The organism is Sinosporangium album, assembly GCF_900100605.1.
GTDB lineage: Bacteria > Actinomycetota > Actinomycetes > Streptosporangiales > Streptosporangiaceae > Sinosporangium > Sinosporangium album.
Map to the genome: position 1 here is coordinate 115,924 of NZ_FNCN01000003.1, position 25,815 is coordinate 141,738.

Consider the following 25,815-nt stretch of genomic DNA (forward strand, 5'->3'; position numbering starts at 1 on the left):
GCGGGGCCGGGAGGCGGTCAGCAGCCGCGGGCGGCGAAGGCGAGGAACTGGGTGACTTCGCGTTGGTCGAAGTTGTCGTCGGAGCCGATGACGACGGTGCACTCGCCGGTGAGGAGGCGGGGGCCGAAGGCGAGGCTTTCGAGGTTCTGGGTGGGCGGGTTGACGGTGCTCAGGTCGTAGACGAGGCGCTTGGAGACGGTGCGGTAGGCCGCGCCGTCGGCGAGGCTGTTCCGGTCGAGGACGTTGGTGGCGCCGCGCAGGTCGATCTCGTAGAGCTTGACCTTGTAATTGACGCCTTCGATCCAGGAGCGTTCCAGGGCGAGGTAGCGGTTGTCGTCGAGGGCGAGGATTTCCGAGACGCCGCTGTCGGTGGCGCCGGTCGGGGGGATCGGGGCTGCGGGAAGCGGGTCTATGGGGTAGGCGTATTGTGCGCGGAGTTTTCCGTCGCGCCCCCACACGGTGATGCGGGCGGGAGCTCCCTTGTCGACGCTTGGAGGCGTGCCGTCTTCAAAGCGCGGGCCCTCCACAATGGCGGCGATAGTGCGCGGGGTGAAGGTCAGTCCTTCGAAGCCGAAATTGCGCCGCGGGCCGCGGTCGGCGTCGGTGAGTTCAAGGTTTTCGGGGATCGGGAGTTCGCCGAGGTGTTTACCGTCGCGGTCGATCCAGCGGACGAACAGGTCGGAGATCGGCACGGTGGGGGCGGATGCGCTGGGCCGGTCGCCTTCGTGGCCCCACAGGAGCCGCCGGGTCCACTTGTCGAAGCGGATCGTCTCCGGGTCGGCGGATTCGGGTAGGCCGTATGCGGGGTAGGGAGTGCCGTCGGGGCGCCGCAGGGTTTTCACCCCGGTCAGCCGGACCCCGGTGAACGCCCCCGTCCGCAGGTTGAAGTCGAGTTTCCCGGTGTAGAAGCGGGCCGGGTTGTAGCGCCAGCGGTCGTCGGAGATGAAATACCAGGTGTTGGTGAGCGGGTCGCGGTCGATGCCGGAGAAACCGCCGACCGTTGTGTCCGCGTATTGCAGCTTATGCGGCAGACGCTGCTCACCTAGGAAGCGGGTGATCCGGATATCGCCGGGTGCCGCGGCGGCGGGTTGGACTGCGATGCCGCCGAGGCCGACCGCTGTCGCCAGCGCGACGGTGACGCGGGTGAATGTCCGCCAATGTGTCATGTGTTCTCCATATCCGTTGTTCCCCATGTCCATGGAAACCGATTCCAGGTAAGGGGTTCCGCTGGAAGTGCGGGACACATGAGATCGCGGATTTGAGGAATTGTCCAACGAGATCGCGGCGGGGTGAATTCCGCGCTTAGCGATAACCTTTTATATCGATATTTGCCGACATCGCTTAGAGACCGTAGACATGCGAAGGCCCGCGCCGGCTGTGGCGCGGGCCTCTCATGTGGGCCTTCCTGTACGGCTTCGGCGAGCTCAGGGGCTGCGCTGCGGTGTGGTGGCGGCGAGCCCCCGCTGCTCGGCGGAGGGCACAGGCGCCGGAAGCGGCACCACGCGCACTTTGCGCACCGCCGTACGGCGCTTGCTCCCGCGGGTCTGGATGCCGGTGACCTCCCTGACGGTCACGGCGCACAGGAGCGCGGCCAGCGCCGTGACCGCCACTTCCACCGGGCCGAGCCCGGTCAGTCCGATGGAGCCGGAGGCGGGCAGCAGCGGCAGCCGTACGAATGTCAGCGTCAGCGCGGCCAGCAGGGTCATCCACCACGCGGCGACCAAGACCAGCCAGCGCGCCCTGCGGTCCTGCGAGGGCCGGGCCCCGCGCCACACGCGGTCAAGGAGCACGGGCGGGGCGACGAGGTTCACCATCGGTACGGCCCAGGCCGCGATCGTGGCCCCGGCCGCGGGTGCCAGCGGGTTGTTGGCCTGGCGGGCGCGTACGAGCCAGGTCAGGTACGTCGCCATCGCTCCCAGGGTCGTCACGGCGACCGCGAGCATCAGCACGGCGAAGACCGTCATCGCGCCGAGGAGCGTCTGGGCCGGGGCGGAGCGGAGATCGCCGCCGAGCGCGTTGATCTGCTGGGCCAGCTCACGGCCTCGGACCTGCTCGAACACCACCAGTGCCGTCAAAGACACAATCTGCGCAGTAAGAGTTAGGTAGACGGCGGAAGCCGAGCGGGTGGGTGGTGGCGGGGCAAGGCGCATGAATCTCTCCCCCCGGCATGCGCTGAAGGACTTGCCAGGGTTCCTATCCCGCGAACACCCCCGTTAATCAGCATCCATCCTGCTCCGTGGGCTATTCCTTGAGTGAATGTCCCATGTCAGCCGACGACACCCGATTCCCATGCCCAGGCGGCGATTTCCACGCGATTCCTGACACCCAGTTTCGTCTGGATGGAGCCCAGGTGCGTTTTGACCGTGGACAGGGACACGAACAGCTCGGCCGCCACCTCCTGATTGGTCCGCCCCCTCGCCACATGCCGCACGACGTCCAGCTCGCGGTCGGTGAGCGGGTCGACGAGCGGCCTCCCCATGTTCACGCGCGGGTTGGACAGGTGGGCGAGCAGCCGTACCGTCACCGAGGGCGACACCAGCGCGTCCCCCGCCGCAGCGGCCCGGATCGCCTCGATCAGCAGCGTCGGTCCGCTGTCCTTCAGCAGGAAGCCGCACGCCCCGGCGCGCAGCGCGCCGTAGACGTATTCGTCCATGTCGAACGTCGTCACGATCACCACGCGCATCGGGCGCTCCACCCCCGGCCCCGCCAGGACGCGCGTCACCTCCAGCCCGTCCAGCCGGGGCATCCGGATGTCCAGCAGGCACACATCCGGCCGCAGCCGCCGAGCCTGCTCCACGGCCGCGGCCCCGTCCGCTACCGCCGCGACCACCTCCAGGTCCGGCTGCGCGTCGAGGATCATCTGGAAGCCGGTCCGCACGAGTTCCTGGTCATCGGCGATGAGCACCCGAATTGTCACGTTGGTGATTCTGCCAGGCTGAATCAGCCGTTCGGCCGAGGTTCCCGGCATCAAGGTCGAACGGTCGGCCGATCCGGACAAGGGCACCGAGCCGAAAGGCTGGTCGCCATGAATGAGGGTTTCGACAGGCCACACGTGCCGGACGCCATGGGAGGCGTTGTTCTCGAAGGCCGCGCACTGGTGAAGCGGTTCGGCTCCACGGTCGCGCTGGCGGGCGTCGACCAGACCGTACGGCAAGGCGAGGCGCTCGCCGTGATGGGCCCGAGTGGGTCCGGAAAATCGACGTTGCTGCACTGCCTGGCGGGCATCATGAAGCCCGACGCGGGCGAGGTGCACCTGCTCGGCGCACGGGTGGACACCATGAAGGAGCGCGCCCGCAGCGCGCTGCGGCGCACGAGGTTCGGGTTCGTGTTCCAGTTCGGCCAGCTCCTGCCGGAGCTGCCGGCGGTGGAGAACGTGGCACTCCCGCTGATGCTCGGCGGCGTGCCGAGGGGGCAGGCGGTGGGCCAGGCGCGGTCGTGGTTCGCCCCGCTCGGTCTCGCCGACATGGAGGACAGGCGGCCGGGCGAGCTGTCCGGCGGGCAGGCGCAGCGCGTGGCGATCGCACGGGCGCTGGTGACGAGCCCGGCCGTGGTGTTCGCCGACGAGCCGACCGGCGCGCTGGACCAGAACACCGGGCACGAGGTGATGGACCTGCTCGTCTCCGCCATCAAGGGCAACGGGTCGTCTCTGGTGGTCGTCACCCACGACCCTCAGGTCGCGCGGTGGTGCGACCGGGTGGTGGAGGTGCGCGACGGGCAGATCATCGCCGGTGACCACTCCCGCGCGGGCGGGGTGCCCCGGTGAACAGCGCGAGGCTGAGCTGGCGGCTGCTGCGCGGCGGCGGACGCAAGGGCATGGTCGGTGCGGCGTTGACGCTCGCGGCGGTGGCCGTGTCATCGCTGCTGCTGGTGTTCGCCGTGGCGGTGAACCATGCGTTCGACGGCAGGGCGGAGCGGGCGGAGTGGCGCAACCCGCCCGCGCATGGCAAGGCCGTGCAGGTGACGGCCGAACGGCCGAAAGGGGCGGTCGCCGTCCAGGCCGTGGACGGGGAGAACCTCGGCGGCAGGGTTCTGACGATTGTGCGCTTCGCCGTACTCAAGGACGGTGTGAAGCCGCCCGAGGGGCTCCGCCGGTTGCCGAAGCCGGGGGAGGTGATGCTGTCGCCGGCCCTCGCCGAGCTCATAGAGCGGAGGGGCACGTCGGTGGCCGGTCTGCCGCCCGCCCCCGCCGGCTCGCCCCGCATCGGCGACGGGGCGCTGGTCCACCCGGATGAACTGGTCGCGGTCGTGGGCCACGCGCCTAAGGATCCAGAGGTGGCCAAGGCCCGCAAGGACCTCTCGGTGCGGGAGATCCCGCCTGTCTGGATCAAGGGTTTCGACAATAAGGCGCTCGACGAGGCCGTGGCCTACCAGGCACTCGCGACAGTGGCGACCGCGCTGATGGTCGTGCCGCTGCTCGTATTCGGGGGCGCGGCGGCCCGGCTCACCGTGGCCAGGCGCGATCAGCGGCTCGCCGCGCTCCGCCTCATCGGTGCGACACCCGGCCAGGTCGTGGCGATGACGGTGGCCGAGGCCGTCGTGGTCGCGTTCGCGGGGTCGGTGCTCGGCGCCGTCCTGTACGGCGTCGCGATGCCGTTCCTCTCCCGCGTCGAGATCGGCGGCGGCCCGTGGTTCACGGCCGACCTGTGGCCGGGCCTGCCGTACGTGCTCGCCGTGGTGCTCGCCGTACCGCTGCTGGTCGGCGTGTCGGCCGTGGTCGGCCTGCGGCGCGTCGTGGTGAGCCCGCTCGGCGTGGCCAAACGGGAGACCCCGCCGGGCATGAGGTTCGTGCGTGTGATCGCCCTGCTCGCCGTGCTCGCGGTGTTCCCGGCGTTGGGCGTCGGCGTAAGAATGGACGTCTTCCCGGCGATGAGCCTGGCCGTGGGCGTCATCGCGGTGATGGTCGGACTGGCATTCCTCTGCGTCAACCTGGCCGGCCCGTGGGTGGTGGCGCTCATCGGCCGGATCGTGTCGCGTCTGGCGCGCACCCCGGCGATGCTGCTCGCCGGACGTCGGCTGGTGGACGACCCGCGCTCGGCGTGGCGGACCGTCAGCGGTGTGGCGATGACCGGCTTTGTGGCGGGTTTCATCGGGCTGCTGGCTCCGGGGGAGTGGGCGTTGGAGCCCGACGACCTCGCCGGCGTGCAGATGTTCGCCGACATCAGGACCGGGACGGTGGTCGTGCTCACGGTGTCCTTCCTGGTGGCGATCGCCAGTGCCGGCATCACGGCGGTCTCGTCCATCCTCGACCGCCGGCAGACCTACGCGCTGCTGCACCTGGCGGGGACCCCGCTGTCGGTGCTCGACTGGGCGCGGCGCGCGGAGACGCTGATTCCGCTGGCGGTGATGGGCGGCGGCTCGATCGCCGCCGGGGCGTTCGCCGCGATGCCCTTCATGATCGCAGGCCCGAACGCCGCGGGGCTGGTCCCTCTGCTGGTCTCGATCGCGGTGGGTTTCGTCGGCGTGGTGGCCGCAGGGGAGATGAGCAGGCCGCTGCTGCGCTCGGTGACGCTGGATCCGGCTCCGCGGCCGGATTGAGATTCCATGGTATTCAAGTAGGAAAAGTTGCAAAACTCGTGCGCGGTGGTTAACGTGATGCCCGTGATCCTCAGCGCACTTCTCACCACACGCGACCACGTCGACTACTGCCGCGTCGCCAGTGCGCTCTGTCACGCCGGGCCGTCCCACGACCGCTCGGCTACGACAGGAGAACGACGACATGCAGGAGCTGTGGTTCACCCGCTGCCCCGTGCCCACCGCGACAGGAGTGGCCGCTGACCTCGGCTGGTTCGACGAGGAGTTCGGCCCCGACGGCATCGCCGTACGCTCCCTCCAAGACGGCCCCGACCCGCGGGGCCGCCACTTCACCCACGAACTGACCGCCCTGGTCAGAGAGGGCGGCAACGTCCCCGCCCTCTGGGCCAGGGCACGAGGGCGGACGACCCGGCTGATCGGGCTCACCTGGATCGAGGAGCGCCAGGCCGTCCTCACCACGCCCACCTCACCCATCCGCGACGCCGAAGGGCTGCGGGGCAGACGCCTCGGGCTCCCGGTGCGCACGGACGCCCCGGTCGACTTCTGGCGGGCGATGGCATTGCGCGGCTTCCACGGAGCGCTGTCCATCGCCGGACTGACGCTGTCCGACGCCCGCCTGGTCGACGTGCCCAGCGGCCCGGACCCGGACCCCGGGCACTGGGCCCCCGAGCTCGACGCCCTGGCCCGCGGCGCGATCGACGCGGTCTATGTCAAGGGGTCGCGCGCCGTGGAGGACGCCGAACGGCACGGCCTGCGCGTGGCCGTCGACCTCGACGCCCACCCCGACCGCGCGGTCCGCGTCAACAACGGCACACCCCGGCCCATCACCGTCGACCAGGCCCTCCTGGACACGCGCCCCGACGTCGTGGCCCGCTTCCTGAAAGTCCTGCTCGACGCCGCGGCCTACGCCGCGGACCATCCCGAGCGGACGGCGCTCATTCTCGGCAGGGAGACCGGCGCCGGAGCCCGCGGGGTGGCGGGAGCGTACGGGACGCCCGACCTGTCCATCGACCTGTCCGATGAGCGGCTCGCCCTCCTCGCCGACCAGGAGCGCTTCCTGCGCGAGCACGGCTTCCTGGACTCGGCCGTGGACGTCGCGGCCTGGGCCGACCACACGCCTCTCCTCGGCGCCCGCACACGCCGCAGGACGACAGTGGAGCAGTCAGCATGAGACACCTGACCGCCGCCTTGCTGCTCCTCACCGCCCTCGCCATGTCCACCGCCTGCTCCGCCGCGCGGGGCGCCGAAGGCGCGGAAGTGGTGACGGTCCGCCTCCCCGACCCCGGCAACGCGGGCGTCCTGGCCCTCGGGAAGAAGGACGGAAGCCTCGCCAAGGCCCTGGAGAAGGTCAACGCCGAGATCGAGTGGACCGGGCAGTTCGGGGCTTTCGCCCCCACCGCACAGGCCATCAACTCCGGGCAGCTCGACTACGGGGTGGGGTCCATCACCTCCGGGATCGGGGCGCTCGCCGCCAAGCCCAGCTTCAAGATCTTCGCCGTGGCCGAGCCGGACCTGGCCGGAGAGGGCATCCTCGTCAAGGAGGGCGGCCCGGTCCGCGAGATCGCCGACCTGGCCGGGCGCAAGGTCGCCGTCAACAAGGGCGGCACCGGCGAATACCTGCTGCTCAAAGCCCTCGACCAGCACGACATCGCCCCCGGCGAGGTGGAACGCGTCTACCTTCCGCCGGCCGACGCCGCCACCGCGTTCAACGCGGGACAGGTCGACGCCTGGGCCTCGTGGGGCGCCTTCGTGCCCGCCGCCCAGGCCAACTCGGGGGCGCGGTTCCTGGCCGACGGCGCGGCGCTCCAGTCGGACAACTACCAGATCCACGTCGTCTCCACCGCACTCGCCCAACGCCACCCGAGGGTGGTGCACGCCCTGTACGACTATCTCCACACGGGCAGCGTCGCGATCCGCGCGAACCCCGCCTCCTACGTCAACGTCTTCACCGGAGCCGGCCCCACCGCGGTCACCGGGCGCCTCAAAGAACTCACCGAGGTGTCCTACGCGCAAGACCCCGTGATCAAGGCCGTCGCCGACGCCGACCTGCCGAGATTCGCCGCCGTGGCGGACTTCTTCGCCCGGCGGAAGGTCACCACGTCGGTGGTGCCGGTGAAAGAGCACCTGATCGACCCTGTGAAGGCCGGGTCATGACTCTTCTCCACTCCGGGGGCGTGCCCGCCCCCCGCGAACGGGGTGCGGTGGGACCGGGGCGCGACGTGTCCCCACCGCGCCCGCCAGAAACCGGACCGGGGTCGACCACCTCCACGGCCCTGGTCCGCCCCGAGCCGCCGAAGCGTGCGAAGCGCGGTGCCGCGACCACGCTCGCGCTGCGGTCGCTCGGGCCGGTGGTGCTGGCCGCCCTGTGGGCGGCCGGCACCACGTCCGGCTGGATACGCCCCGACGTGCTCGCCTCACCCGCCCAGGTCGCCGCCGCGTTCGGCGAGCTGTACGGCGACGGCCAGCTCCAGGACGCCCTCGCCGTCTCGCTCACCCGCGCCGGCCTCGGCCTCGCCCTCGGGGCGACGGCCGGCCTGCTGCTCGGGCTGGTCAGCGGCCTGCTGGCGCTGGGGGAGGACCTCATCGACCCCGCCGTCCAGATGCTGCGCACGATCCCGTTCCTGTCCCTCGTGCCGCTGTTCATCGTCTGGTTCGGCATCGGAGAGGCGTCCAAGGTGATCCTGATCGCGGTGGCGACATCGTTCCCGATGTACGTCAACGCCCTCAGCGGCACCCGCGGCGCCGACCGCAAACAGGTCGAGGCGGCCCGCGTCTTCGGGGTCACCGGGGTGAGGCTGGTCCGCGAGGTGATCCTGCCCGGCGCGCTGCCGTCGTTGCTCGTGGGGCTGCGCCTGTCGCTGACGCTCAGCGTCATCGCCCTCATCGCCGCCGAGGAGATCAACTCCACCGCCGGGCTCGGCTACCTGATGACGCAGGCCAGGGAGTTCGTCCGCACCGACATCCTGGTCGTCGTCATCCTGCTCTACGCGGTGCTCGGACTGCTGGCAGACCTGGCCGTCCGCGTTCTGGAGAGGCTGCTCATGCCCTGGCGGGCGGGGGTGGCCGTCCGATGAGCGCGCTCACGGCCCGGGCCCATGCCGTACGGCTCCGCGGGGTGCGGCGGGTGTTCGGCGAACGGGCGGTGCTCGACGGGGTGGACCTGTCGCTCGCGCCGGGGGAGTTCGTCGCCCTGCTCGGCGCGAGCGGCACGGGGAAGACCACCTTGCTGCGCATCCTGGCCGGGCTCGACGGCGCGGACGAGGGCGACGTGCTCGTGCCCGAAGTGCGCACCGTCGTGTTCCAGGAGCCCCGGCTGATCCCCTCCAAACGGGTCCTCGACAACGTCGTCCTCGGCCTGCCCCGGAGCGCCCGCGCCAGCGGGCCGGCCGCGCTGGCCGAGGTCGGGCTGGCGGGCCACGCCCGGGCCTGGCCCGCCACCCTGTCGGGCGGCGAGGCGCAGCGGGTCGCCCTGGCCCGCGCGCTCGTGCGCGAACCGGGGCTGCTCCTGCTCGACGAGCCCTTCGCCGCCCTCGACGCGCTCACCCGCCTGCGCATGCAGGACCTCGTCGCCGAGCTCTGCCGTACGCACCGCCCCGCCGTACTCCTCGTCACCCACGACGTCGACGAGGCCATCCGGCTCGCCGACCGCGTCATCGTGCTCACCGCCGGAACGCTGAGCACCGACGTGCGTGTCGCCCTCGACCACCCCCGCGAGCGCACGGACCCGGAATTCGCCGCGCTCCGCCGCCGCCTTCTCGAAGACCTTGGAGTCAGCTCATGACCATCCGCATCGGCGTCCACGCCAACAACCCCTTCCTTTTCCTCCTCTCCCACCTCGACCACCTGCTCCAGGGGCAGGACGAGCCCATCGAGGTCTACCGCTACACCGACGGCACCAGGACCGGCGATCTGCTGGCCGAGGGGGCCTTCGACATCGGCGGCACCGGTTCGACGCCGCCGTTGTCGGCGCAGGCGGCCGGCCTGCCCGTCGTCTACGTGGCGGCGTCCGCCCCCCGCCCCGGCCACGGCGCGCTGCTCGTCGCCAAGGACGGGCCCGTCGTCACCGTGGCCGACCTCGCCGGGCAGCCGGTCTCCTTCGCGGTGGGCTCCTGGCACACCCACTTCCTGGCCAAGCTGCTCAGCGGCGCCGGACTCTCCTACCAGGACATCGAACCCAGGCCCGCCGCCTCGGAAGCCGGGCTGTGGCTGCGCGACGGCGCCATCGCCGGCTGGGTGGTGCAGGGCGCAGAACTGGTCGAGGCCGAGCGGTCCGGCCGGTTCGCCCGGCTCGCCGGCACCGCGGGGGTCATCGCCGACCGCTCGGTGTTCTTCACGAGCCGCGAGGTCGCCGAGCGGCGGCCCGAGGCGATCGCCACCGTCGCCAAGGCGCTCCGCGAGGCCGCGGCCTGGGCGGGCGCCAACCCCCGTGAGGCCGCGGCGCTCACCGCGTCCGAGCGCGGCGGCTCCATCGACGCCTGGGAGACCGCGCTCAAGCGGCTGCCCTGGACGCTGGAGCCCGTGACGAGCGAGCTGCTGGCCGAGCAGCAGGAAGGCGCCGACCTGCTCGCCGACGTCGGCTTCCTCCGCCGCGCGATCGACGTGCGCACCGCCACCGCGCCCGTGCTGAACACACTGGTGTCGTCGGTCCTCGCCGAGGTGGCGGTCTGATGGCGCGCGAAGTCCTCTGGTACATCGTCCCGCGCGACGGCGAGATCCCCTGGGAGCCCAAGGGTCGGCGGGAGGTCGACCTCGACCACCTGCGGGGGCTCGCCGCCACCGTCGACAGGCTCGGCTACAGCGGCGCGCTGCTCGCGACCGACCTGCACGACGTGTGGGTGCTCGGCAGCGCGCTGGCCTCCGTCACCGACAGGCTCCGCCCGCTGCTCGCCGTACACCCCGGCCTCATCTCCCCGACCCTGCTCGCCAAGATGGCGCTGACGTTCGACCACCTGTACGGCGGGCGCCTCCAGATCAACGTCGTCAACGGCGACACCCGCACGCTGCGGCAGTACGGCCTGCACGTGGACCACGACGAGCGCTACGACCTCAGCGCCGAGTACTGGGGCATCGTCAAACGGCTGACCGCCGGGGAACGGGTGAGTTTCGAGGGCCGCTACTTCACGATCGAGGACGCCGCCCTTGAACTGCCTCCCGTTCAGCGCCCGCACGTGCCGCTGTGGTTCGGCGGCTCGTCGGCGGCGGGGCTGCGGATGGCGGCCGAGCACATCGACGTCTACCTGTCATGGGGGGAGCCGCCGAAGCAGCTCGCCGAGAAGATCCGCGCGCTGCGCCGCGCCGCCGAGGAGTTCGGCAGGGAGATCCGGTTCGGCGTGCGGCTCCACCTCATCGTGCGCGACACCGAGAAGGAGGCGTGGGGCTGGGCCGACCACCTGCTCCGCTCGACCAGCCCGGAGACCTACGCCCGCATGTCGGGGATCAACCTGGCGGCCGACTCCGAGGGGATGCGCCGCCAGTTCGGCCACCACGGCGGACGCGTGCCGGACCGCGCCAAGGACCTCGAGATCTCTCCCAACCTGTGGCCGGGGATGAGCCTGTTCCGGCCGGGGCCGGGCACCGCCCTGGTCGGGAGCACGGAGAACGTGCTGGAGCGCCTCCACGAGCTGGAGGAGCTCGGGGTGGACACGTTCATCCTGTCGGGCAACCCGCTGGCCGAGGAGGCCGAACGGGTGGCCGAGACGATCCTGCCCAGCCTGCTCGCGGGGCAGCCCGTCTGACGACACCGCTCTGAGACACCCCTCTGAGACACCCCTCTGAGACACCCCTCTGAGACGGCCGTCCGCGGGGCCGCACCTGCCGGGCCGGGCGATCGGGGCGCCCGGCCCGGCACTGTGCCTGAAGCCGAATGAGAACGAGGTCTACCAGATACCTCGGGGGGCGCATGCGGGGGGGTTCCTCGTCTCCGCGAGGGCGCGGTCATAGTGTGGGCGGCGTCGAAGGAGCGTTATGCGCGTCGCCCTGTTCATCACCTGTATCACCGACACCCTCTACCCGCAGACCGGGCGGGCCGTGGTGGCCCTGCTGCGCCGCCTGGGGTGCGAGGTCGACTTCCCCGAACGCCAGACGTGCTGCGGTCAGATGCACCTCAACACCGGCTACCGCGACGAAGCCGTACGGCTGGCGCGCCGCACCAAGCGCGTCTTCGGGAAAAGCGAGATCGTGGTCGTCCCGTCCGGCTCCTGCGCCGCGATGATCCGCGAGCACTATCCGCGGCTCGGGGCCGAGATGCCGAGGGTCGTGGAGCTGACGGAGTTCCTGGTGGACGTCCTCGGCGTCACCGACGTCGGCGCCTACTTCCCCCACCGCGTCACCTACCACCCCACCTGCCACTCGCTGCGCGGCCTCGGGCTCGGCGGGCGTCCGGAGACCCTCCTGCGGGCCGTCCGCGGACTGGAACTCGTCCCGCTGCCGCGGGCCGACGAATGCTGCGGGTTCGGCGGCACCTTCGCCGTGAAGAACCCGGCCGTGTCGGCCGCCATGTGCGCCGACAAGGTGGGCGCCGTCCTGGACACCGGCGCCGAGGTGCTGTGCGCCGCCGACAACTCCTGCCTCACCCACCTGGGCGGCGCCCTGCGCCGCCAGCGCACGGGGGTCAGGGTGATGCACATCGCCGAGATCCTCGCGTCCACGGAGAGCGGAGGCGCCGGGCGCACGGCCGGCCTGAGCACACCGGAGGGGGCCCGGTGAGCGGAACGTTCCTCGGCATGCCGGCGTTCCCGGTGAACGCGGCTGACGCCGTACAGAACTCCCAGCTCCGCCACAACCTCCGCAGGGCCACGCATACCATTCGCGACAAGCGCTCGCGCGTGGTGGCGGAGGTGCCCGACTGGGCCGAGCTCAGATCGGCCGCCAAGGCCATCAAGGACGCCGCCTTGCGCGACCTCGACCGCCACCTCCTGCGCCTGGAGGAGACCGTCCAGGCCGCGGGCGGACACGTGCACTGGGCGCGGGACGCCGCCGAGGCGTGCCGCATCGTCACCGACCTCGTGCGCGCCACCGGCGAGACCGAGGTCGTCAAGGTCAAGTCGATGGCGACCCAGGAGATCGGCCTCAACGAGGCGCTCGCCGACAGCGGGATCCACGCCTACGAGACCGACCTCGCCGAACTCATCGTGCAGCTCGGCGACGACAGGCCGTCCCACATCGTGGTGCCCGCCATCCACCGCAACCGCGCGGAGATCCGCGAGATCTTCCTCCGCGCCATGCCGGACGCCTCACCCGACCTCACCGACGACCCCGCGGCCCTCGCCGAAGCCGCCCGGCTCCACCTGCGGCAGCGCTTCCTGTCCAGCAAGGTCGCCATCTCCGGGGCCAACTTCGCCATCGCCGAGACCGGCACCCTGGTCGTGGTCGAATCCGAGGGCAACGGCCGCATGTGCCTGACCCTGCCCGAAACGCTGATCAGCGTGGTGGGCATCGAGAAGGTCCTCCCCACCTGGCGCGACCTCGAGGTGTTCCTGCAACTCCTCCCGCGCAGCGCCACGGGCGAGCGGATGAACCCCTACACCTCCACCTGGACCGCCGCCACGGAAGGCCAGACCTTCCACCTGGTGCTGCTCGACAACGGCCGCACCGACGTCCTCGCCGACGAGGTCGGGCGGCAGGCCCTGCGCTGCATCCGCTGCGCCGCCTGCCTCAACGTCTGCCCGGTGTACGAACGCGCCGGAGGCCACGCCTACGGCTCCGTCTACCCCGGACCCATCGGAGCCATCCTCACGCCCCAGATGCGCGGCATGGGGACGCCGCTCGACGACTCCCTGCCCTACGCCTCCACCCTGTGCGGCGCCTGCTACGACGTGTGCCCCGTGGCCATCGACATCCCCGAGGTCCTCGTCCACCTGCGCGACCGGTCCTCCCACCCCCGCGCCGAGCGCGCCGCCCTGCGGGCCGCCGGCTGGATGCTCGCGCGGCCCGAACGGCTCGCGCGGGCCCAGCGCCTGGCCTTCCGCCTGCGCCGGCTGGTGCCGCGCCGCCTCCCCGGGCCGCTGTCGGCGTGGACCGACACCAGGGACCTTCCCGATATACCTCCCGAGTCCTTCCGAGACTGGTGGAAGCGCACCGAAGGCGGAACGCGATGAACGCCCGCGACACCATCCTGCGCCGCATCCGGGCCGCCACCGCGGACGCGCCGCCGGCCGAGGCCGTCTCCCGGGGCTACCGCACCGCGGGCGGCGCCGTACGGCACGAGCCCGGCGAGGACGACCTCATCGCCCTGTTCGCCCACCGGGTCGACGACTACCACGCCTCCGTACGCCGCGTGCCCGCCGGCGAGGCCGCCCAGGCCGTCGGGGCGGCGGCGCGCGAACGCGGGCTGACCACCCTCGCGGTGCCCCCCGGCCTGCCCGAGGAGTGGACATCGGGGCTCACCGCCGTACGGCTGCTGCGGGATGACCCGCCGCTCGCCCCCGGCGAACTGGACCGCGCCGGCGGCGTCATCACCGGATGCGCGGTCGCCATCGCCGAAACGGGGACGATCGTCTTGGACGCGGGACCGGGGCAGGGCAGGCGGGCCCTGACGCTGCTGCCGGACTACCACCTGTGCGTCGTGCCGGCCGACCGCGTCGTGCGAGGCGTGCCGGAGGCCGTGGCCCTGCTGGACCCGCGGCGCCCGCAGACGTGGATCAGCGGTCCGTCCGCGACGAGCGACATCGAGCTGGACCGGGTGGAGGGAGTCCACGGGCCGCGCGTTCTGGACGTCATCATCCTGGGGAACTGACCTGCGAAGCTCTCCGTTACCTGGGAAGCAGGGCGGCGAATGGGCTATTCTCGCGTGTCTTGTCTAGATAATGCCAGGTCAACGTCACGGAGATCCACCAACATGAAGCCGCCGTTGCTGCTCATCGGGCACGGTTCGCACGATGACACGGACGCAGCGGAGTTCGGCAGGTTCGTCCACCGCCTGCGGTGCAGGCTCGACCGCTCGGCCGTCGAGGTCACCGGAGGCTTCGTCTCGAAGGCGCGTCCACGGCTCAGCGACTCCGTGTCGGCGATGGTGGCCCGCGGCCACCACCGGGTCGTCACCGTGCCGCTCGGGCTCGGCGGCGACCAGCGGACCTCCACCGAGATCACCGCGGCCCTCGCCCGCGAGCAGGAACGCCACCCGACCCTCGCCTACGAACACGCCAGGCCGCTCGGACCCGACCCCCGCGTCCTCACCCTGCTCGCCGACCGCCTCGCCGACGCCGCCCTCGACATGCCCCGCCCGCGCTCCCTCGTCGCCGTCGGCGAGACCAGGAGGCTCCGCGCCGTCTCCACCGTCGAACCGCCTCTGCTGCGCGTCGTGCCGTCCCCCGCCGAGCCCGACGGCTCCGAGCACGTCGACCCCGGCGAGACCGCCGTGGTGCTCGTCGGCGAAGGCTCCACCGACCCCGTGGCCAACGCCGAGGTCCACCGCGTCTCCCGCCTCTTCTGGGAGACCCACGCCTACGACCTGCTCACCGTGGAGACCGCCTTCGTCTCCCTCACCCCGCCCGGCGTCCCCGGGGGCCTGGAGCGCTGCCGCCGCCTCGGGGCCAAGCGCGTCATCATCGTCCCCTACCTGCTGTTCGCCGGGGGAATGCTGGAGCGCGTATGGGCCCAGGCCCTCGCGTACGGCGCGGGCCACCCCGAGCTCGACATCCGATGCGCCGAGGTCATCGGCGACTGCGAGGCGCTCGCCGACGTCGTCATCGAGCGCTACGAAGAGGCCCTGCGGGCGGCGGCGGGCTGAGACCCCGCCCGCCGTGCCTCTCAACGGCGGCGTGGGCCATACTCGTCACCGGGCTCGGGTCGGCCTTCGCGGCCCAGGTCGGCGTGGCGGCCAGGGTCGCCCGCCGATTCGCAGGTTCGATTCGGCGCCATCGATTCGGCCGTTCGAGCCGCTTGTGAAGGCGTTCGTGAAGTCGCTCTGTGGATGAGGAGAACCCCCATGAGTCCGCTGGAAGAGACCGTCGCCGCGATCAGCCCCGCCGACCCGGCGGTCCTCGCCGACGCCCGCGCGCACCAAGAGCGGCTCACCAAACCGAGAGGCGCTCTCGGCGTGCTCGAAGACGTCGCCGTGCGACTCGCCGGAGCGGCCGGGCGCAGCCCCGCCCCCATGCCGTCCCCCGCCGCTCTCGCCATCTTCGCCGGAGACCACGGCGTCCACGCCCAGGGCGTCACCCCCTGGCCCCAGGAGGTCACCACCCAGATGGTGGGCAACTTCCTGGCCGGGGGAGCCGTCGCCAACGCCTTCGCCGCCCAGGTCGGCGCCTCCGTCACCGTCGTCGACGTCGGCGTGGCGGCCGACCTCGACGACGCCCCCGGCCTCCTGCGGCGCAAAGTCGCGTACGGCACCGCCGACCTCGCCTCCGGCCCCGCCATGACCACGGCCCAGGCCGTCGCCGCCCTGCACGTCGGCATCGAGACCGCCCGCGCCCTCATCGAGGACGGCGCCCGCTGCCTCATCACCGGCGACATGGGCATCGCGAACACCACCGCCTCGGCCGCCCTCATCTGCGCCTTCACCGGCACGTCCCCGGAAGAGGCCACCGGCCGCGGCACCGGAATCGACGACGAGACCCTCCAGCGCAAGATCGACGTCGTCCGCCGCGCCCTCGCCGCCAACGGCCTGGAGCCGACGTCCCACGAGCCCGCCGGTGCCGCCGCGGGACTGCGAGTGCTGGCCGCCGTCGGAGGGCTCGAACACGCCGCCATCGCGGGGTTCATCCTGGGCGGCGCCGCCGCCCGCGTACCCGTCATCCTCGACGGCGTCATCGCCGGCTCGGCGGCGCTCGCGGCGGCGGCGCTCGCCCCGGCCGTCGTCGACCACTGCGTCGCCGGCCACCGCTCGGCCGAGCCCGGCCACCGCGCCGCCCTGGACCACCTCGGGCTGCGCCCCCTGGTCGATCTCGAACTCCGCCTGGGTGAGGGCACCGGCGGACTGCTCGCCCACCCGCTCGTGTGCTCCGCCGTACGCGTCATGCACGACGTCGCGACCTTCGACGCCGCCGGCGTCACCGAGAAAGAGATCTGACTCGCGGGAGCGCCGCCATATGCCACGCCGCAGCGGAAAAGCCGGATGTCAGGCGTTCCCGATGCACCTCATGTGGCCGCTGAGGCGACTCTTGACGAGCGTTGACCTAGCGACAGCAAAATACGAGGGCGGACCAGGTAGGTTTACCTCCTAACACCGCCATACTTCTCGAACGGGAGATCCGCCGACATGTCCCCGTACCTGCTCGGACTGCGCCTCACCGGGCGGCGGGTGCTCGTCGTGGGAGGAGGCAGGGTCGCCCAGCGGCGCATCCCCGCCCTCCTCGACACGGGCGCTATCGTGACGCTTGTCTCACCCAGCGTTACCCCCGCTCTCGACGATCTGATCGCGGCGGGACGGTTCACCTGGGAAGCGAGATCATACGAAGTCGGCGACTGCGACGGTGCGTGGCTGGTCCAGGCGTGCACCGACAACCGCGCGGTCAACGCCGCCATCGCGGCCGAGGCCGAGGCCAAGCGCATCTGGTGCGTCCGCGCCGACGACCGCGACGCCTCCGCCGCGTGGACACCCGCCGCGGGTCGCGTCGATGAGATCAGCGTCGCCGTCACCACGGGCGGAGATCCCCGCCTCGCCGCGGGCGTCCGGGACGCCGTGGTCGAAGCCCTGCGCGACGGCACCGTCAAGGCGCGGCGCAGCCGTACCAAGCCCGTGGGCGTCGCCCTCGTCGGCGGCGGCCCCGGCGACCCCGGCCTCATCACCGTCCGAGGGCGGCAACTGCTCGCCCAGGCCGACGTCGTCGTCGCCGACCGGCTCGCCCCCCGTGCCCTGCTGGACGAGCTGTCCCCCGATGTCGAGCTGATCGACGCGGCCAAAATCCCGTACGGACGCTACCTGGCACAGGAGAAGATCAACGAAATCCTGATTGATCGGGCCAGGCAGGGAGCCTTCGTCGTCAGGCTCAAGGGCGGCGACCCCTACGTTTTCGGTCGGGGCGGTGAAGAGGTGCTCGCGTGTGCGAAGGCGGGTATCCCCGTCATCGTGGTTCCCGGCATCACCAGCGCCATCGCCGTACCCGCCTCCGCCGGTGTCCCCGTCACCCACCGCGGTGTGAGCCAGGAATTCCACGTCATTTCCGTCCATGTTCCGCCGGACCACGCCCAGTCGACCGTCGACTGGCCCGCTCTGGCGCGGTCGGAAGGCACCCTTGTGCTCATGATGGCCGTCGAACGCATCGACGCTGTCGCCGAAGCCCTTGTGCGTCACGGGCGTTCAGCTGACACTCCCGTAATGGTGGTACAGGAAGGTACTCTTCCCACTCAGCGAGCTCTCACCGCGACACTCGCCACAGTCTCCGAGCGTGTGACCGCGGCTGGAATCCGGCCCCCGGCAATCGTGATCATCGGAGATGTCGTCAAAGTCGGCCAGGAGGTCGAAATGGTGCGAGCGGAGCGGATTCCGTGAGGTCTGCCGCCGACGACAGGACACAACCGCTGACCGACAATGAGCCCGAGAACGCCGAATCCCTGGAGGAGCAGACCATTGTCTTCCAGGCGATACGGCCCGACGAGGATAACCCCGTCGATAGCGGCACCGCCCCCATGGCCTCGGCCGGGAGCGCCGCCACCGAGGCGCCCCGCCCCGGCCCCGCCGACACCACCCCCATCTGGGGCAAGAGCCCCGAAGACGTCTGGGGCCCCGTACGCTCCCGCCCCGACGCCACCACAGGCCAGGACAACGTACGGCGCCACGCCCCGGCCGACCCCGAACCGGACGTCGGCGACGACCCCGCCGCCGCGCCCGAAGGCCCTCCCCGAGCCCCCGCCGCGGCGGACGCCGCCCCCCGATCCGGCCCGGCCGACCTCCTAGACCCCTCCCACGACGACGAACGCCCCGGGAACCCGACTGACCGGCTGGTCAGTCACCCCCCGAACACCACCACAGAGCCACCCCCCAAGACCGAAGCACATACCGCCAAGCGCCCCGCCCCCAGGCCCAGCCGAACCGAGCACGGCCAAGCCGGGCGCCGCGAGGCCGCCCGCGGTGAGGCGCAGCGCCGAGATCCCAGGCGGGGCGATGCCGAGGGCCGCGAATCTGAGCGCGGCGATGCCGAACGTCGCGAATCTGAGCGGGGCGATGCCGAGGGCAGTGATGCCCGGCTTCGCGAGGACGACGTTTCCGGTTCCCCGTCCCACGGCCCCGGGAACGCCGACGCCCCGCACGACGAGTCCTCACCCGCGCCCGCCGCCGCCCCGAAGGTTGACGCGCCGGCCGCGGAGGCTCCCGACGACGGTACGGCGGATGCAGAGGTCTCAGAGGCAGAGGTCTCAGAGGCAGAGGTCTCAGAGGCAGAGGTCTCAGAGGCAGAGGTCCCGGACGCAGGGGCCCCGGACGCAGACTCCTCGGACATCCACTTCTCGGACGCCGGCTCCTCGCCCCGGGAGACCGCCGGCACGGGCGGCGCCGTCGCCGGCGAGGCCCCGGCCGACGGGGACTCCGAGCCGGCGAGTGCCGAAGCCGCCCCTTCGCCCGTTCCCGCCGCCGGCCCGAGTCCGGGCAGCCGCGGCAACCCCGCCCTCGTTGCAGCGGCGATCGCCGCCGACGGGGCGGCTTCCGCCGTACCCGAGCAGGGCGGGGAGGAAGCGTCCGCCAAGGCGCGGGTTGTGGAGGTCGCGCTGCCGGACGCCGCGGTGGAGGCGTTGACCTCGGCGCTCGCGGCGTTGAGGGACAGCGTGATCAACCTGCGGTTCGGGCTGGACCTGCCCGGTGCCGAGGAGGCGAAGAAGGCCAGGGCCGAGATCATCGCTCAGCTCGGCGACTATGTGATCCCGCGCGTCCGCATGAGTACGGCTCCCGCCCTCGTCGTCGTGGCCGGTTCCACGGGCGCGGGCAAGTCCACCTTGGTCAATACCCTGGCGGGACAGAAGGTCAGCGCGACTGGGGTGCGGCGTCCGACGACGGCGACGCCGGTGCTGGCCTGCCATCCGGACGACTACGAGTGGTATTCCGGGAGCGGGTTGCTGCCGGATCTGGAGCGCGTCACAGACCCGGCCGCCGAGGCCACCGGCGAGGCCGGCGGCTTGGTGGTGGCGCAGACGGAACGGCTGCCGCAGGGCGTCGCTCTGCTCGATACGCCCGACATCGACTCGGTTGTCGAGGAGCACCATGAGATCGCGCACCGCATGCTGGACGCCGCGGATCTGTGGATCTTCGTGACGACCGCGGCGCGTTACGCCGACGCTCCGGCCTGGCGCCTGCTGCGTCTCGCGAAGGAGCGGGGCGCGCGATTGGCCATTGTGCTGTCCCGGGTGCCGCCGAAGTCCCGAGAAGTGGTGCTCAAGCATTTCGTCCGCATGCTGACGGAGTACGGGCTGGGAGAGGTCGACCGGTTCGTCGTCGACGAAGGGGCCGTATCCGGCGGTCTGCTCAAGGAAGGCCAGGTCGCCGAGCTGCGCCTGTGGCTGGCTGAGTTGTCGGTGGACGAGCAGCGGCGTGCGGAAGCCGTACAGGAGACGCTGAACGGTGTCCTCAACAGCTTTCGGGCTCGGATCCCGGCGCTGGCCCGGCATGTGGAGGCGCAGGTCGCTTTCCGGACGGAGGCCCGGGGCGATGTGGACGCGGCCTACATGGCGGCTTTGGCGGAGATCGATGAGTCCACGCGCAACGGGACGCTTTTGAGCGGGGAGGCGCTGGCGCGATGGCAGGACTTCGCGGGGTCGGGCGATCTCAAGCGGACGCTGCGGCTGCGGAAGGCCGGCCGGTTCGGCGGCAAGTCCGACGGACAGGCGCCGGAGCGGATACACGCTCTGAAGTCAGCGCTTAAGTCCGGGCTTGATTCCGTGATCGTCTCGGCTGCGCAGCGCGCCGCCGAGGAGGTTGTGGCACGGTGGCTGCACAGGGGAGGCGCCGGGGCGATCCTGGCGTCCACGCCGGGCCTCGACGCGCCCTCCGAGGATTTCGTCCGGCGCGCGGGCCGTACGGTCGCCGCGTGGCAGGATCACGTCGTCGGACTGATCCGCACGGAAGGGGTCACGAAACGGTCGGTGGCGAGGGTGATCTCGTACGACCTGGAGTCCCTGGCCTTGATCTTCATGGTGGGCCTGCTCGGCTATGGCACTTCCGAGGCCGGCGGCGAACACACGTCCACCGCCTTGCCGCAACGCCTGCTGCGGGCCGTGCTCGGAGCCGAGTCGCTGCGCAACATCGGCGCCAAGGCGCGCAGCGACCTGCGTGCCCGGATCAGCATGCTGTTCGACGAGGAGACACTGCGGCACGTCGAAGCGCTCGACGCCTCCGGCATCCCCGACGAGAACGCCGCGACGCGCCTATACCAGGCTACTTACCAACTTGAGGCCGCCCGATGAGCAAAAGCATCATGACGGGATCGACCGGTATCAGGCAGGGGCTCGGGGCGCGCCTCGCCGCCCTGTCCAAGGTGGTGGAGCTGGGGACGGGCAGAGTCGAGCCCAAACTGCTGGCCGAGGCCGGCAAACTGCTGCTGCGCGCAGGCGACCGGCTCAAGCTCTCCGCCGACCACACCGTCGTGGCCCTGGCCGGAGGCACGGGCAGCGGCAAATCCTCGCTATTCAACGCGATCTCCGGGTTGGAGCTCTCCCCCACGGGCGTACGCCGCCCGACTACGGCCCGCACCCACGCCTGCGTGTGGGGGCTCGACGGCGCGGGGCCGCTGCTCGACTGGCTCCAGGTCCAGTGGCGCCACCGCTTCGCACGGGCCAGCGCCCTCGACAAGGGCGATGGCCGCCTCCACGGCCTGATCCTGCTCGACCTGCCGGACCACGACTCGATCCGCGCCCTCACCGATCACGAGGCCGACCGGCTGATCCAGGTCGCCGACCTCATCGTGTGGGTGCTCGACCCGCAGAAATACGCCGACGCCTCCGTGCACCGGAAGTACGTCGCAGACCTCGCGGGCCACGACGCCGTCACGGTTTTCGTGCTCAACCAGGTCGACAGACTCGCCCCGGAAGAAGTAGCCGAATGCGTCAAGGACCTCGACGAGCTGCTCAGGCGTGAGGGCGTGGCCGACCCCGTCATCGTCACCACGTCCGCGCTCACCGGACGCGGCGTCAACGGGCTCAAAAGCCTGCTGGCCGACGTCGTCACCCGGCGGCGGGCCGCCGTCCAGCGCATCGAGGCCGATCTCGACCGCATCACCGCCGACCTCTCCAAGATCATGCCCGAGCCGGGCGCTCCGCCCGCGAGCGCGTCCGTCGACGCCGCCCGCAGCGTCGGCCTCACCGACGCCCTCTGCGACGCCATCGGCGTCCCCGCCGTCGGCGAGGCCATGGAAAGCGTGTACGGCTCGCGCTCGGCGGATTGGATCGGCTGGCCGTACACGCGCTGGGCACGCAAGCTCGGCCGCGACCCCCTCGGCAGCCTCAACATCGGCGACCTGCGCGATGAGATCCGCGAACTCACGGGCACGTCCGTGAGCGCGCAGCCGGCCGAGGTGGACAACGCCGTACAGGCCCTCGCGGAGGGCTTGTCCATCGGCATGCACGACGCCTGGCGCAACGGGGTGAGAGACGCGGCGCGCTCCAACTCCGCCACGCTCCCCACGACCCTGTCCAACGAGCTCGCCGAGGTGGCCCCCCGCCTGGACAAGGTTCCGAGCTGGTGGAAGGCCGTCAAGGGCCTGCAGTACTCCCTCGTCGTGCTCTTCGGAGCCGGGCTCGCCTGGGTCGTCACCACGCTGCTGTCCGGTGTCTTGGAACTCATCGACCTGCCCGGCGGCCTCGTGATCTTCGGCGATGTCCTCGCTCTGCCGTGGGTCGGTCTGGCGATGGCCTCGGTGCTCGGACTCGGAGCGCTCTCGGCCGTCGCGAGCCGCAACTTCGTCACCCTCGGCGCGAGCGCCGAACGCGAACGGCTGGAGCGCGAAATGCGCCGCCGGGTCGCCACCGTCGCCGACTCGCTCGTCGTCGAGCCCGTGGAACGCGAACTGGCACGCCACACCCAGTTCTACGCGGCGATGCAGGCCGTCCTGCCGTCGTCAACCCCGTCGTCCACAGGGCCGAAGGCGTCCCGGCAGGTTATCCCCAGAACGTGACTCGGTGGCCCGCGTCGGTGACGGCTTGGGCCACTCTGCTTCCAACGCGAGCGGGCAGTCCGCCCCGCCATGGGAGGCGACGATGAACGACGTCTACATCACCCTGACCGGCAATGTGGCCACCGAGCCCCGGCAGCACCAGTTCTCCGACGGCACGCGCGTCACTTCGATGCGCGTGGCCACCACCGGCCGCTACTTCGACAGGCGCGCCGGCGAGTGGCGCTCGGCCGGCACCACCTTCTTCACCGTGCGCTGCTTCCGTTCCCTCGCCGACAACGTCGCGCAGTCCATCCGGCTCGGCCACCCCGTCGTCGTCCACGGCCGGCTGCGCATCCGTCACTACCAGCGCGGCGACGAGCCCCGCATGGTCGCCGAGATCGAAGCCGGTTCCGTCGGGCACGACCTGCGCTGGGGCATCGGCAGCTACGCCAGACCCCACCACCGCGGCCTTCCCGCGCCAGGTGAAACCCCCTGGCAGCCGTCCCCCACCGACCACAGCCCCACCCCGACCACCCCGCCTCCCGCCGCCGGCCACGACGAAACAGCCGACACCCCCTGGCCCGACGCAGCCCTGCCCGCTGCCCCTCCACTCGGCGCGACCTCCCCTGAAGACACGCCCTCTCCAGGCCCCGACGCTGCGGAGCAGCCGTTCACCATGCCCGGCGACGCCGCCGTTCAGGACGACGAAGTCCCGTGGCCTGAAGGAGCCGAGCCCGCGATGGCGATGCAAGCCGCCTGAGACGACGCCCACGCGTCGCCGCGGCCCGTCGCGCAACCGCCCATCCGGTCGCCCTGGACATCGCCTTCCGGCGCACTGCCGGCATGGCTCGGCCGCCGTGGGCGGCTCACCGACGGGGCGTGTCTACCGCGCCGCCGCTACCGTCGGCTGGACCATCGGCGGCGCGACTCGCCGGAGGCGCACCGATGGGCGCGGGGCTCTGTGCGCTGATGGGCGCGGGATGCTGTGCGCTGATGGGCGCGGGGCGCTGTGCGGCGAGTGCGGTGACATGGGGAAAGACGGGGGCTGTTCGGTGAGGTTCGTGTGGCTGCGGGGCGAGTTGTAGTGGGGGGAGCGGGGGTGACCATGGTTGTAGGTGGGTTGGTGACCCGGTTGGTGGAGGGGCATCGGCTGACTTTTTCGGAGGCCCGACGAAGGGGTTGAACGGGCGACCGGGTTCCGGCGTTCGCAGGTGTGGCGGGCGATCGGGGATTCCCACGATGTGGGAGCGTTCGCGGGTCAGCGCCTGGGGTTCCACCGGGAGGGGGATCGGCCGATGGTCGATGGTGCGTCGTGGATGCAAGAAAGAGCATCCGTCAGGTCCAGGTCACTCCCCGTGCCATAGCTGCTCCTTATCCGCAATGGCCCGCTCGGTCTGGCTGAGCGGTGGTTGATCAGCGGCCTCACCTGGTGCGCGAGACCGCGAGCCCTCAAGGTATCGGTTCCCGTCGCGCATCGCACACACCGCAACTATTGTGTTACACATCGTTAGTCGGGAGGGAGGACGACATGGCCGCGCCCAGCCACGCTTCGGCAAAGCCGCGTGTCGGCGTGACAGCGTTGACCGGTCGGTGGCCACTGCTGGCGCAGCGCCGACCGCTGATCGCTTATCTGTTCGGAATCGTGGCTCTGCATCTGGCGGCCGTCGCGGTGTTCGGTTCCTCGACCGATTTCGAGTGGGCCGACGTGCTGACGTTCCTGGCGCTGATGGTGTGCGGTGCGGTGTGCATCGAGGCCACGCGGCGGCTGGGCATGCCGGCCGGTGTGTCCCGCGACCTGCTTTCGGCGTGGTGGCTTCCCGCGGCGCTGCTGCTGCCCCCTGTCTACGCCCTGCTCGCCCCCATACCACTGCAGATCCTTCTGCAGCTGCGGGTCAGGGCCACGGTGCTCTACCGGAGGGTTTTCAGTTCGGCGGCCATAGGGCTGGCCGGCTGTATGGCGTCGGTTCTGTTCGCGGTCCTGGTCGGAGATCCGGCGTCCCTGTCGAGGGGCGAGGGCAGGTCGATCATGCTGGCCATCGGCTGTGCCGTGGTCTTCGCCGTCCTCAACACGGCCCTGATCGCGGTCGCGGCGCACATGGCCGACCCCGACACGCGCTGGCGCGAGGTGCTGTGGGATCGCGAGAGCGCCCTGCTCGACGTGGTCGAGCTGTGCCTCGGCGTGATCGTGACCATCGCCTGCGCGCTCAACCTGGCGCTGCTGGTGCTGGCCCTTCCGCCGGTGGTGCTGCTGCAACGCAGCCTGCTGCACGCCCAGTTGCAGGCCGCGGCGCGCACCGACCCCAAGACGGGTCTGCTGAACGCGGCGGCCTGGCAGCGTGAGGCCGACACGGAGATCGTCCGGGCGCGGCGCACGGGGGAGACCCTGGCTCTGCTCATCATCGATATCGACCACTTCAAACGGGTCAACGACAACCACGGACATCTGATCGGCGACCAGGTCCTGGTCGGGGTCGCCGCCACTCTGCGCAGCCAGCTTCGCGACTACGACGTCGTGGGCCGCTTCGGCGGAGAGGAGTTCGTGATCCTGCTGCCTCGCGCCGACGTGGGGGAGGCCCGCAGGGTGGCCGAGCGTCTGCGTTCCCGCGTCGGCCGCATGGCGGTGCCCGCCGACGACGCGATGGTCACGGTGACCATCTCTGTGGGTGTGGCGATCATGAGTGTCCACGGTGACGACCTCATCGAGCTGCTCGCCGCCGCCGACCTCGCCCTCTACCGCGCCAAGGAGCTCGGCCGCGACCGCGTCTGCGTGCCGGCCGCCTCACGCCGGCAGCCCGACCCCGGGCGCAGACCACCGCAGCAGCCGAGCTGAGACCGCTTCCGCAGCGGTCGGGCATGCTCGGCAGGTGTTCCCGGCGGGTGTTTCCGGTAGGTGTTTCCGGCAGGGCCGTCCACGCCAGTGGGCGGCCTTCGCCGTACCCGGTCCGTCGGCAGCCGGTCGCCTTGTGGCCGTCTCCGATGAGACCGCGACGAGACCCGGGGAGAGTGCGGGAAGAGCGCCGGGAAGAGTGAAGGCCCGTTTCCCCTTTTCATGGGGTTCGGCGTGCCGGTTGTTTGAATGTGACCGGCGGATACCGGCTGAGGCGGTTTCGGCCCTCGCAATATTGATCGTTTATGGGGCTGCCGTGGCATGCGGGGCCGATTGCGCACCGGCTTCGCGATGGAGGCGGCGTCCATCGGCGGCATGCGCGGACCTTGGTTCCGCGCAGATGGCGGATGGCCGATGGGGAGTGGGGACTGGTCCTGT

At 71.3% G+C, this 25,815-nt stretch carries 21 protein-coding genes; 18 read left to right on the forward strand and 3 right to left on the reverse strand.

All coding sequences use genetic code 11. The annotated features are described in order from the left end of the window. Nucleotides 1-17 precede the first annotated feature (17 nt). The 3 genes from BLQ73_RS03915 to BLQ73_RS03925 form a co-directional block, all read right to left on the reverse strand. Nucleotides 18-1,166, reverse strand: a complete 1,149-nt coding sequence (locus BLQ73_RS03915; RefSeq protein WP_093168293.1) for an esterase-like activity of phytase family protein — start codon at nt 1,164-1,166, stop codon at nt 18-20. 258 nt (nt 1,167-1,424) lie between these two features. Then, a complete protein-coding gene (locus BLQ73_RS03920) occupies nt 1,425-2,081 on the reverse strand; it encodes a DUF4328 domain-containing protein (RefSeq protein ID WP_245690775.1) in 657 nt (218 codons plus the stop codon). Nucleotides 2,082-2,266: 185 nt separating this feature from the next. After that, on the reverse strand, nt 2,267-2,917 hold the full coding sequence (locus tag BLQ73_RS03925; RefSeq protein WP_218125613.1) for a response regulator: 651 nt from the start codon (nt 2,915-2,917) through the stop codon (nt 2,267-2,269). Between the two features lie 108 nt (nt 2,918-3,025). On the opposite strand from BLQ73_RS03925, the gene BLQ73_RS03930 reads away from it, so the two are divergent. The 18 genes from BLQ73_RS03930 (at nt 3,026) to BLQ73_RS04015 (ending at nt 25,380) form a co-directional block, all read left to right on the forward strand. After that, nucleotides 3,026-3,763 carry an ABC transporter ATP-binding protein gene (locus BLQ73_RS03930; protein WP_245690776.1) on the forward strand — a complete coding sequence of 246 codons (738 nt, stop codon included), beginning with the start codon at nt 3,026-3,028 and terminating at the stop codon, nt 3,761-3,763. Further along, the gene (locus BLQ73_RS03935; protein ID WP_245690777.1) at nt 3,760-5,535 is read left to right on the forward strand and encodes an FtsX-like permease family protein; all 1,776 of its coding nucleotides are present in this window, start codon (nt 3,760-3,762) and stop codon (nt 5,533-5,535) included. Before BLQ73_RS03930 ends, BLQ73_RS03935 begins: the two co-directional genes overlap by 4 nt. 181 nt (nt 5,536-5,716) lie before the next feature. After that, nucleotides 5,717-6,703, forward strand: a complete 987-nt coding sequence (locus BLQ73_RS03940) for an ABC transporter substrate-binding protein (protein WP_093168297.1) — start codon at nt 5,717-5,719, stop codon at nt 6,701-6,703. Then, nucleotides 6,700-7,686, forward strand: coding sequence for an ABC transporter substrate-binding protein (locus tag BLQ73_RS03945; protein ID WP_093168299.1), 987 nt, complete (start codon nt 6,700-6,702; stop codon nt 7,684-7,686). Before BLQ73_RS03940 ends, BLQ73_RS03945 begins: the two co-directional genes overlap by 4 nt. After that, on the forward strand, nt 7,683-8,606 hold the full coding sequence (locus tag BLQ73_RS03950) for an ABC transporter permease (RefSeq protein WP_093168301.1): 924 nt from the start codon (nt 7,683-7,685) through the stop codon (nt 8,604-8,606). The genes BLQ73_RS03945 and BLQ73_RS03950 overlap by 4 nt, the downstream gene beginning before the upstream one ends. Beyond that, a complete protein-coding gene (locus tag BLQ73_RS03955) occupies nt 8,603-9,313 on the forward strand; it encodes an ABC transporter ATP-binding protein (protein ID WP_093168303.1) in 711 nt (236 codons plus the stop codon). Before BLQ73_RS03950 ends, BLQ73_RS03955 begins: the two co-directional genes overlap by 4 nt. Then, on the forward strand, nt 9,310-10,200 hold the full coding sequence (locus BLQ73_RS03960; protein ID WP_093168305.1) for an ABC transporter substrate-binding protein: 891 nt from the start codon (nt 9,310-9,312) through the stop codon (nt 10,198-10,200). The genes BLQ73_RS03955 and BLQ73_RS03960 overlap by 4 nt, the downstream gene beginning before the upstream one ends. Further along, a complete protein-coding gene (locus BLQ73_RS03965; RefSeq protein ID WP_093168307.1) occupies nt 10,200-11,267 on the forward strand; it encodes an LLM class flavin-dependent oxidoreductase in 1,068 nt (355 codons plus the stop codon). The genes BLQ73_RS03960 and BLQ73_RS03965 overlap by 1 nt, the downstream gene beginning before the upstream one ends. Nucleotides 11,268-11,496: 229 nt before the next feature. After that, nucleotides 11,497-12,237, forward strand: coding sequence for a (Fe-S)-binding protein (locus BLQ73_RS03970; protein WP_093168309.1), 741 nt, complete (start codon nt 11,497-11,499; stop codon nt 12,235-12,237). After that, nucleotides 12,234-13,628: a lactate utilization protein B gene (locus BLQ73_RS03975; RefSeq protein ID WP_093168311.1), complete on the forward strand. Its 1,395-nt coding sequence runs from the start codon at nt 12,234-12,236 to the stop codon at nt 13,626-13,628. The genes BLQ73_RS03970 and BLQ73_RS03975 overlap by 4 nt, the downstream gene beginning before the upstream one ends. Beyond that, nucleotides 13,625-14,266, forward strand: coding sequence for a LutC/YkgG family protein (locus BLQ73_RS03980; protein ID WP_093168313.1), 642 nt, complete (start codon nt 13,625-13,627; stop codon nt 14,264-14,266). The genes BLQ73_RS03975 and BLQ73_RS03980 overlap by 4 nt, the downstream gene beginning before the upstream one ends. 102 nt (nt 14,267-14,368) lie before the next feature. Then, complete coding sequence (locus tag BLQ73_RS03985; protein WP_093168315.1) at nt 14,369-15,259, forward strand: sirohydrochlorin chelatase; 891 nt, start codon at nt 14,369-14,371, stop codon at nt 15,257-15,259. Nucleotides 15,260-15,457: 198 nt separating this feature from the next. After that, entirely contained in the window at nt 15,458-16,543 is a 1,086-nt protein-coding gene (cobT, locus tag BLQ73_RS03990; RefSeq protein WP_093168317.1) for a nicotinate-nucleotide--dimethylbenzimidazole phosphoribosyltransferase, read from the forward strand. Between the two features lie 189 nt (nt 16,544-16,732). Continuing rightward, the gene (gene cobA, locus BLQ73_RS03995; RefSeq protein WP_093168319.1) at nt 16,733-17,965 is read left to right on the forward strand and encodes a uroporphyrinogen-III C-methyltransferase; all 1,233 of its coding nucleotides are present in this window, start codon (nt 16,733-16,735) and stop codon (nt 17,963-17,965) included. Continuing rightward, a complete protein-coding gene (locus BLQ73_RS04000; protein WP_245690778.1) occupies nt 17,962-20,865 on the forward strand; it encodes a dynamin family protein in 2,904 nt (967 codons plus the stop codon). Before cobA ends, BLQ73_RS04000 begins: the two co-directional genes overlap by 4 nt. Next, the gene (locus BLQ73_RS04005) at nt 20,862-22,571 is read left to right on the forward strand and encodes a GTPase (protein WP_245690779.1); all 1,710 of its coding nucleotides are present in this window, start codon (nt 20,862-20,864) and stop codon (nt 22,569-22,571) included. The genes BLQ73_RS04000 and BLQ73_RS04005 overlap by 4 nt, the downstream gene beginning before the upstream one ends. Nucleotides 22,572-22,653: 82 nt before the next feature. After that, nucleotides 22,654-23,310: a single-stranded DNA-binding protein gene (locus BLQ73_RS04010; protein ID WP_093168321.1), complete on the forward strand. Its 657-nt coding sequence runs from the start codon at nt 22,654-22,656 to the stop codon at nt 23,308-23,310. Between the two features lie 768 nt (nt 23,311-24,078). Beyond that, nucleotides 24,079-25,380 (forward strand): GGDEF domain-containing protein, encoded by a 1,302-nt coding sequence (locus tag BLQ73_RS04015; protein ID WP_093168323.1) that lies wholly within the window; start codon nt 24,079-24,081, stop codon nt 25,378-25,380. Nucleotides 25,381-25,815: the final 435 nt, after the last annotated feature.

Bases quoted from the DNA above. Each gene is read 5' to 3' on its own strand.
- BLQ73_RS04015 (WP_093168323.1), top strand. From the start codon at position 24,079: ATGGCCGCGCCCAGCCACGCTTCGGCAAAGCCGCGTGTCGGCGTGACA.
- BLQ73_RS03965 (WP_093168307.1), top strand. From the start codon at position 10,200: ATGGCGCGCGAAGTCCTCTGGTACATCGTCCCGCGCGACGGCGAGATC.
- BLQ73_RS03915 (WP_093168293.1), bottom strand. From the start codon at position 1,166: ATGACACATTGGCGGACATTCACCCGCGTCACCGTCGCGCTGGCGACA.
- BLQ73_RS04010 (WP_093168321.1), top strand. From the start codon at position 22,654: ATGAACGACGTCTACATCACCCTGACCGGCAATGTGGCCACCGAGCCC.
- BLQ73_RS03940 (WP_093168297.1), top strand. From the start codon at position 5,717: ATGCAGGAGCTGTGGTTCACCCGCTGCCCCGTGCCCACCGCGACAGGA.
- BLQ73_RS03980 (WP_093168313.1), top strand. From the start codon at position 13,625: ATGAACGCCCGCGACACCATCCTGCGCCGCATCCGGGCCGCCACCGCG.
- BLQ73_RS04005 (WP_245690779.1), top strand. From the start codon at position 20,862: ATGAGCAAAAGCATCATGACGGGATCGACCGGTATCAGGCAGGGGCTC.
- BLQ73_RS03955 (WP_093168303.1), top strand. From the start codon at position 8,603: ATGAGCGCGCTCACGGCCCGGGCCCATGCCGTACGGCTCCGCGGGGTG.
- BLQ73_RS03985 (WP_093168315.1), top strand. From the start codon at position 14,369: ATGAAGCCGCCGTTGCTGCTCATCGGGCACGGTTCGCACGATGACACG.
- BLQ73_RS03950 (WP_093168301.1), top strand. From the start codon at position 7,683: ATGACTCTTCTCCACTCCGGGGGCGTGCCCGCCCCCCGCGAACGGGGT.
- BLQ73_RS03945 (WP_093168299.1), top strand. From the start codon at position 6,700: ATGAGACACCTGACCGCCGCCTTGCTGCTCCTCACCGCCCTCGCCATG.
- BLQ73_RS03970 (WP_093168309.1), top strand. From the start codon at position 11,497: ATGCGCGTCGCCCTGTTCATCACCTGTATCACCGACACCCTCTACCCG.
- BLQ73_RS03930 (WP_245690776.1), top strand. From the start codon at position 3,026: ATGAATGAGGGTTTCGACAGGCCACACGTGCCGGACGCCATGGGAGGC.
- cobT (WP_093168317.1), top strand. From the start codon at position 15,458: ATGAGTCCGCTGGAAGAGACCGTCGCCGCGATCAGCCCCGCCGACCCG.
- cobA (WP_093168319.1), top strand. From the start codon at position 16,733: ATGTCCCCGTACCTGCTCGGACTGCGCCTCACCGGGCGGCGGGTGCTC.
- BLQ73_RS03960 (WP_093168305.1), top strand. From the start codon at position 9,310: ATGACCATCCGCATCGGCGTCCACGCCAACAACCCCTTCCTTTTCCTC.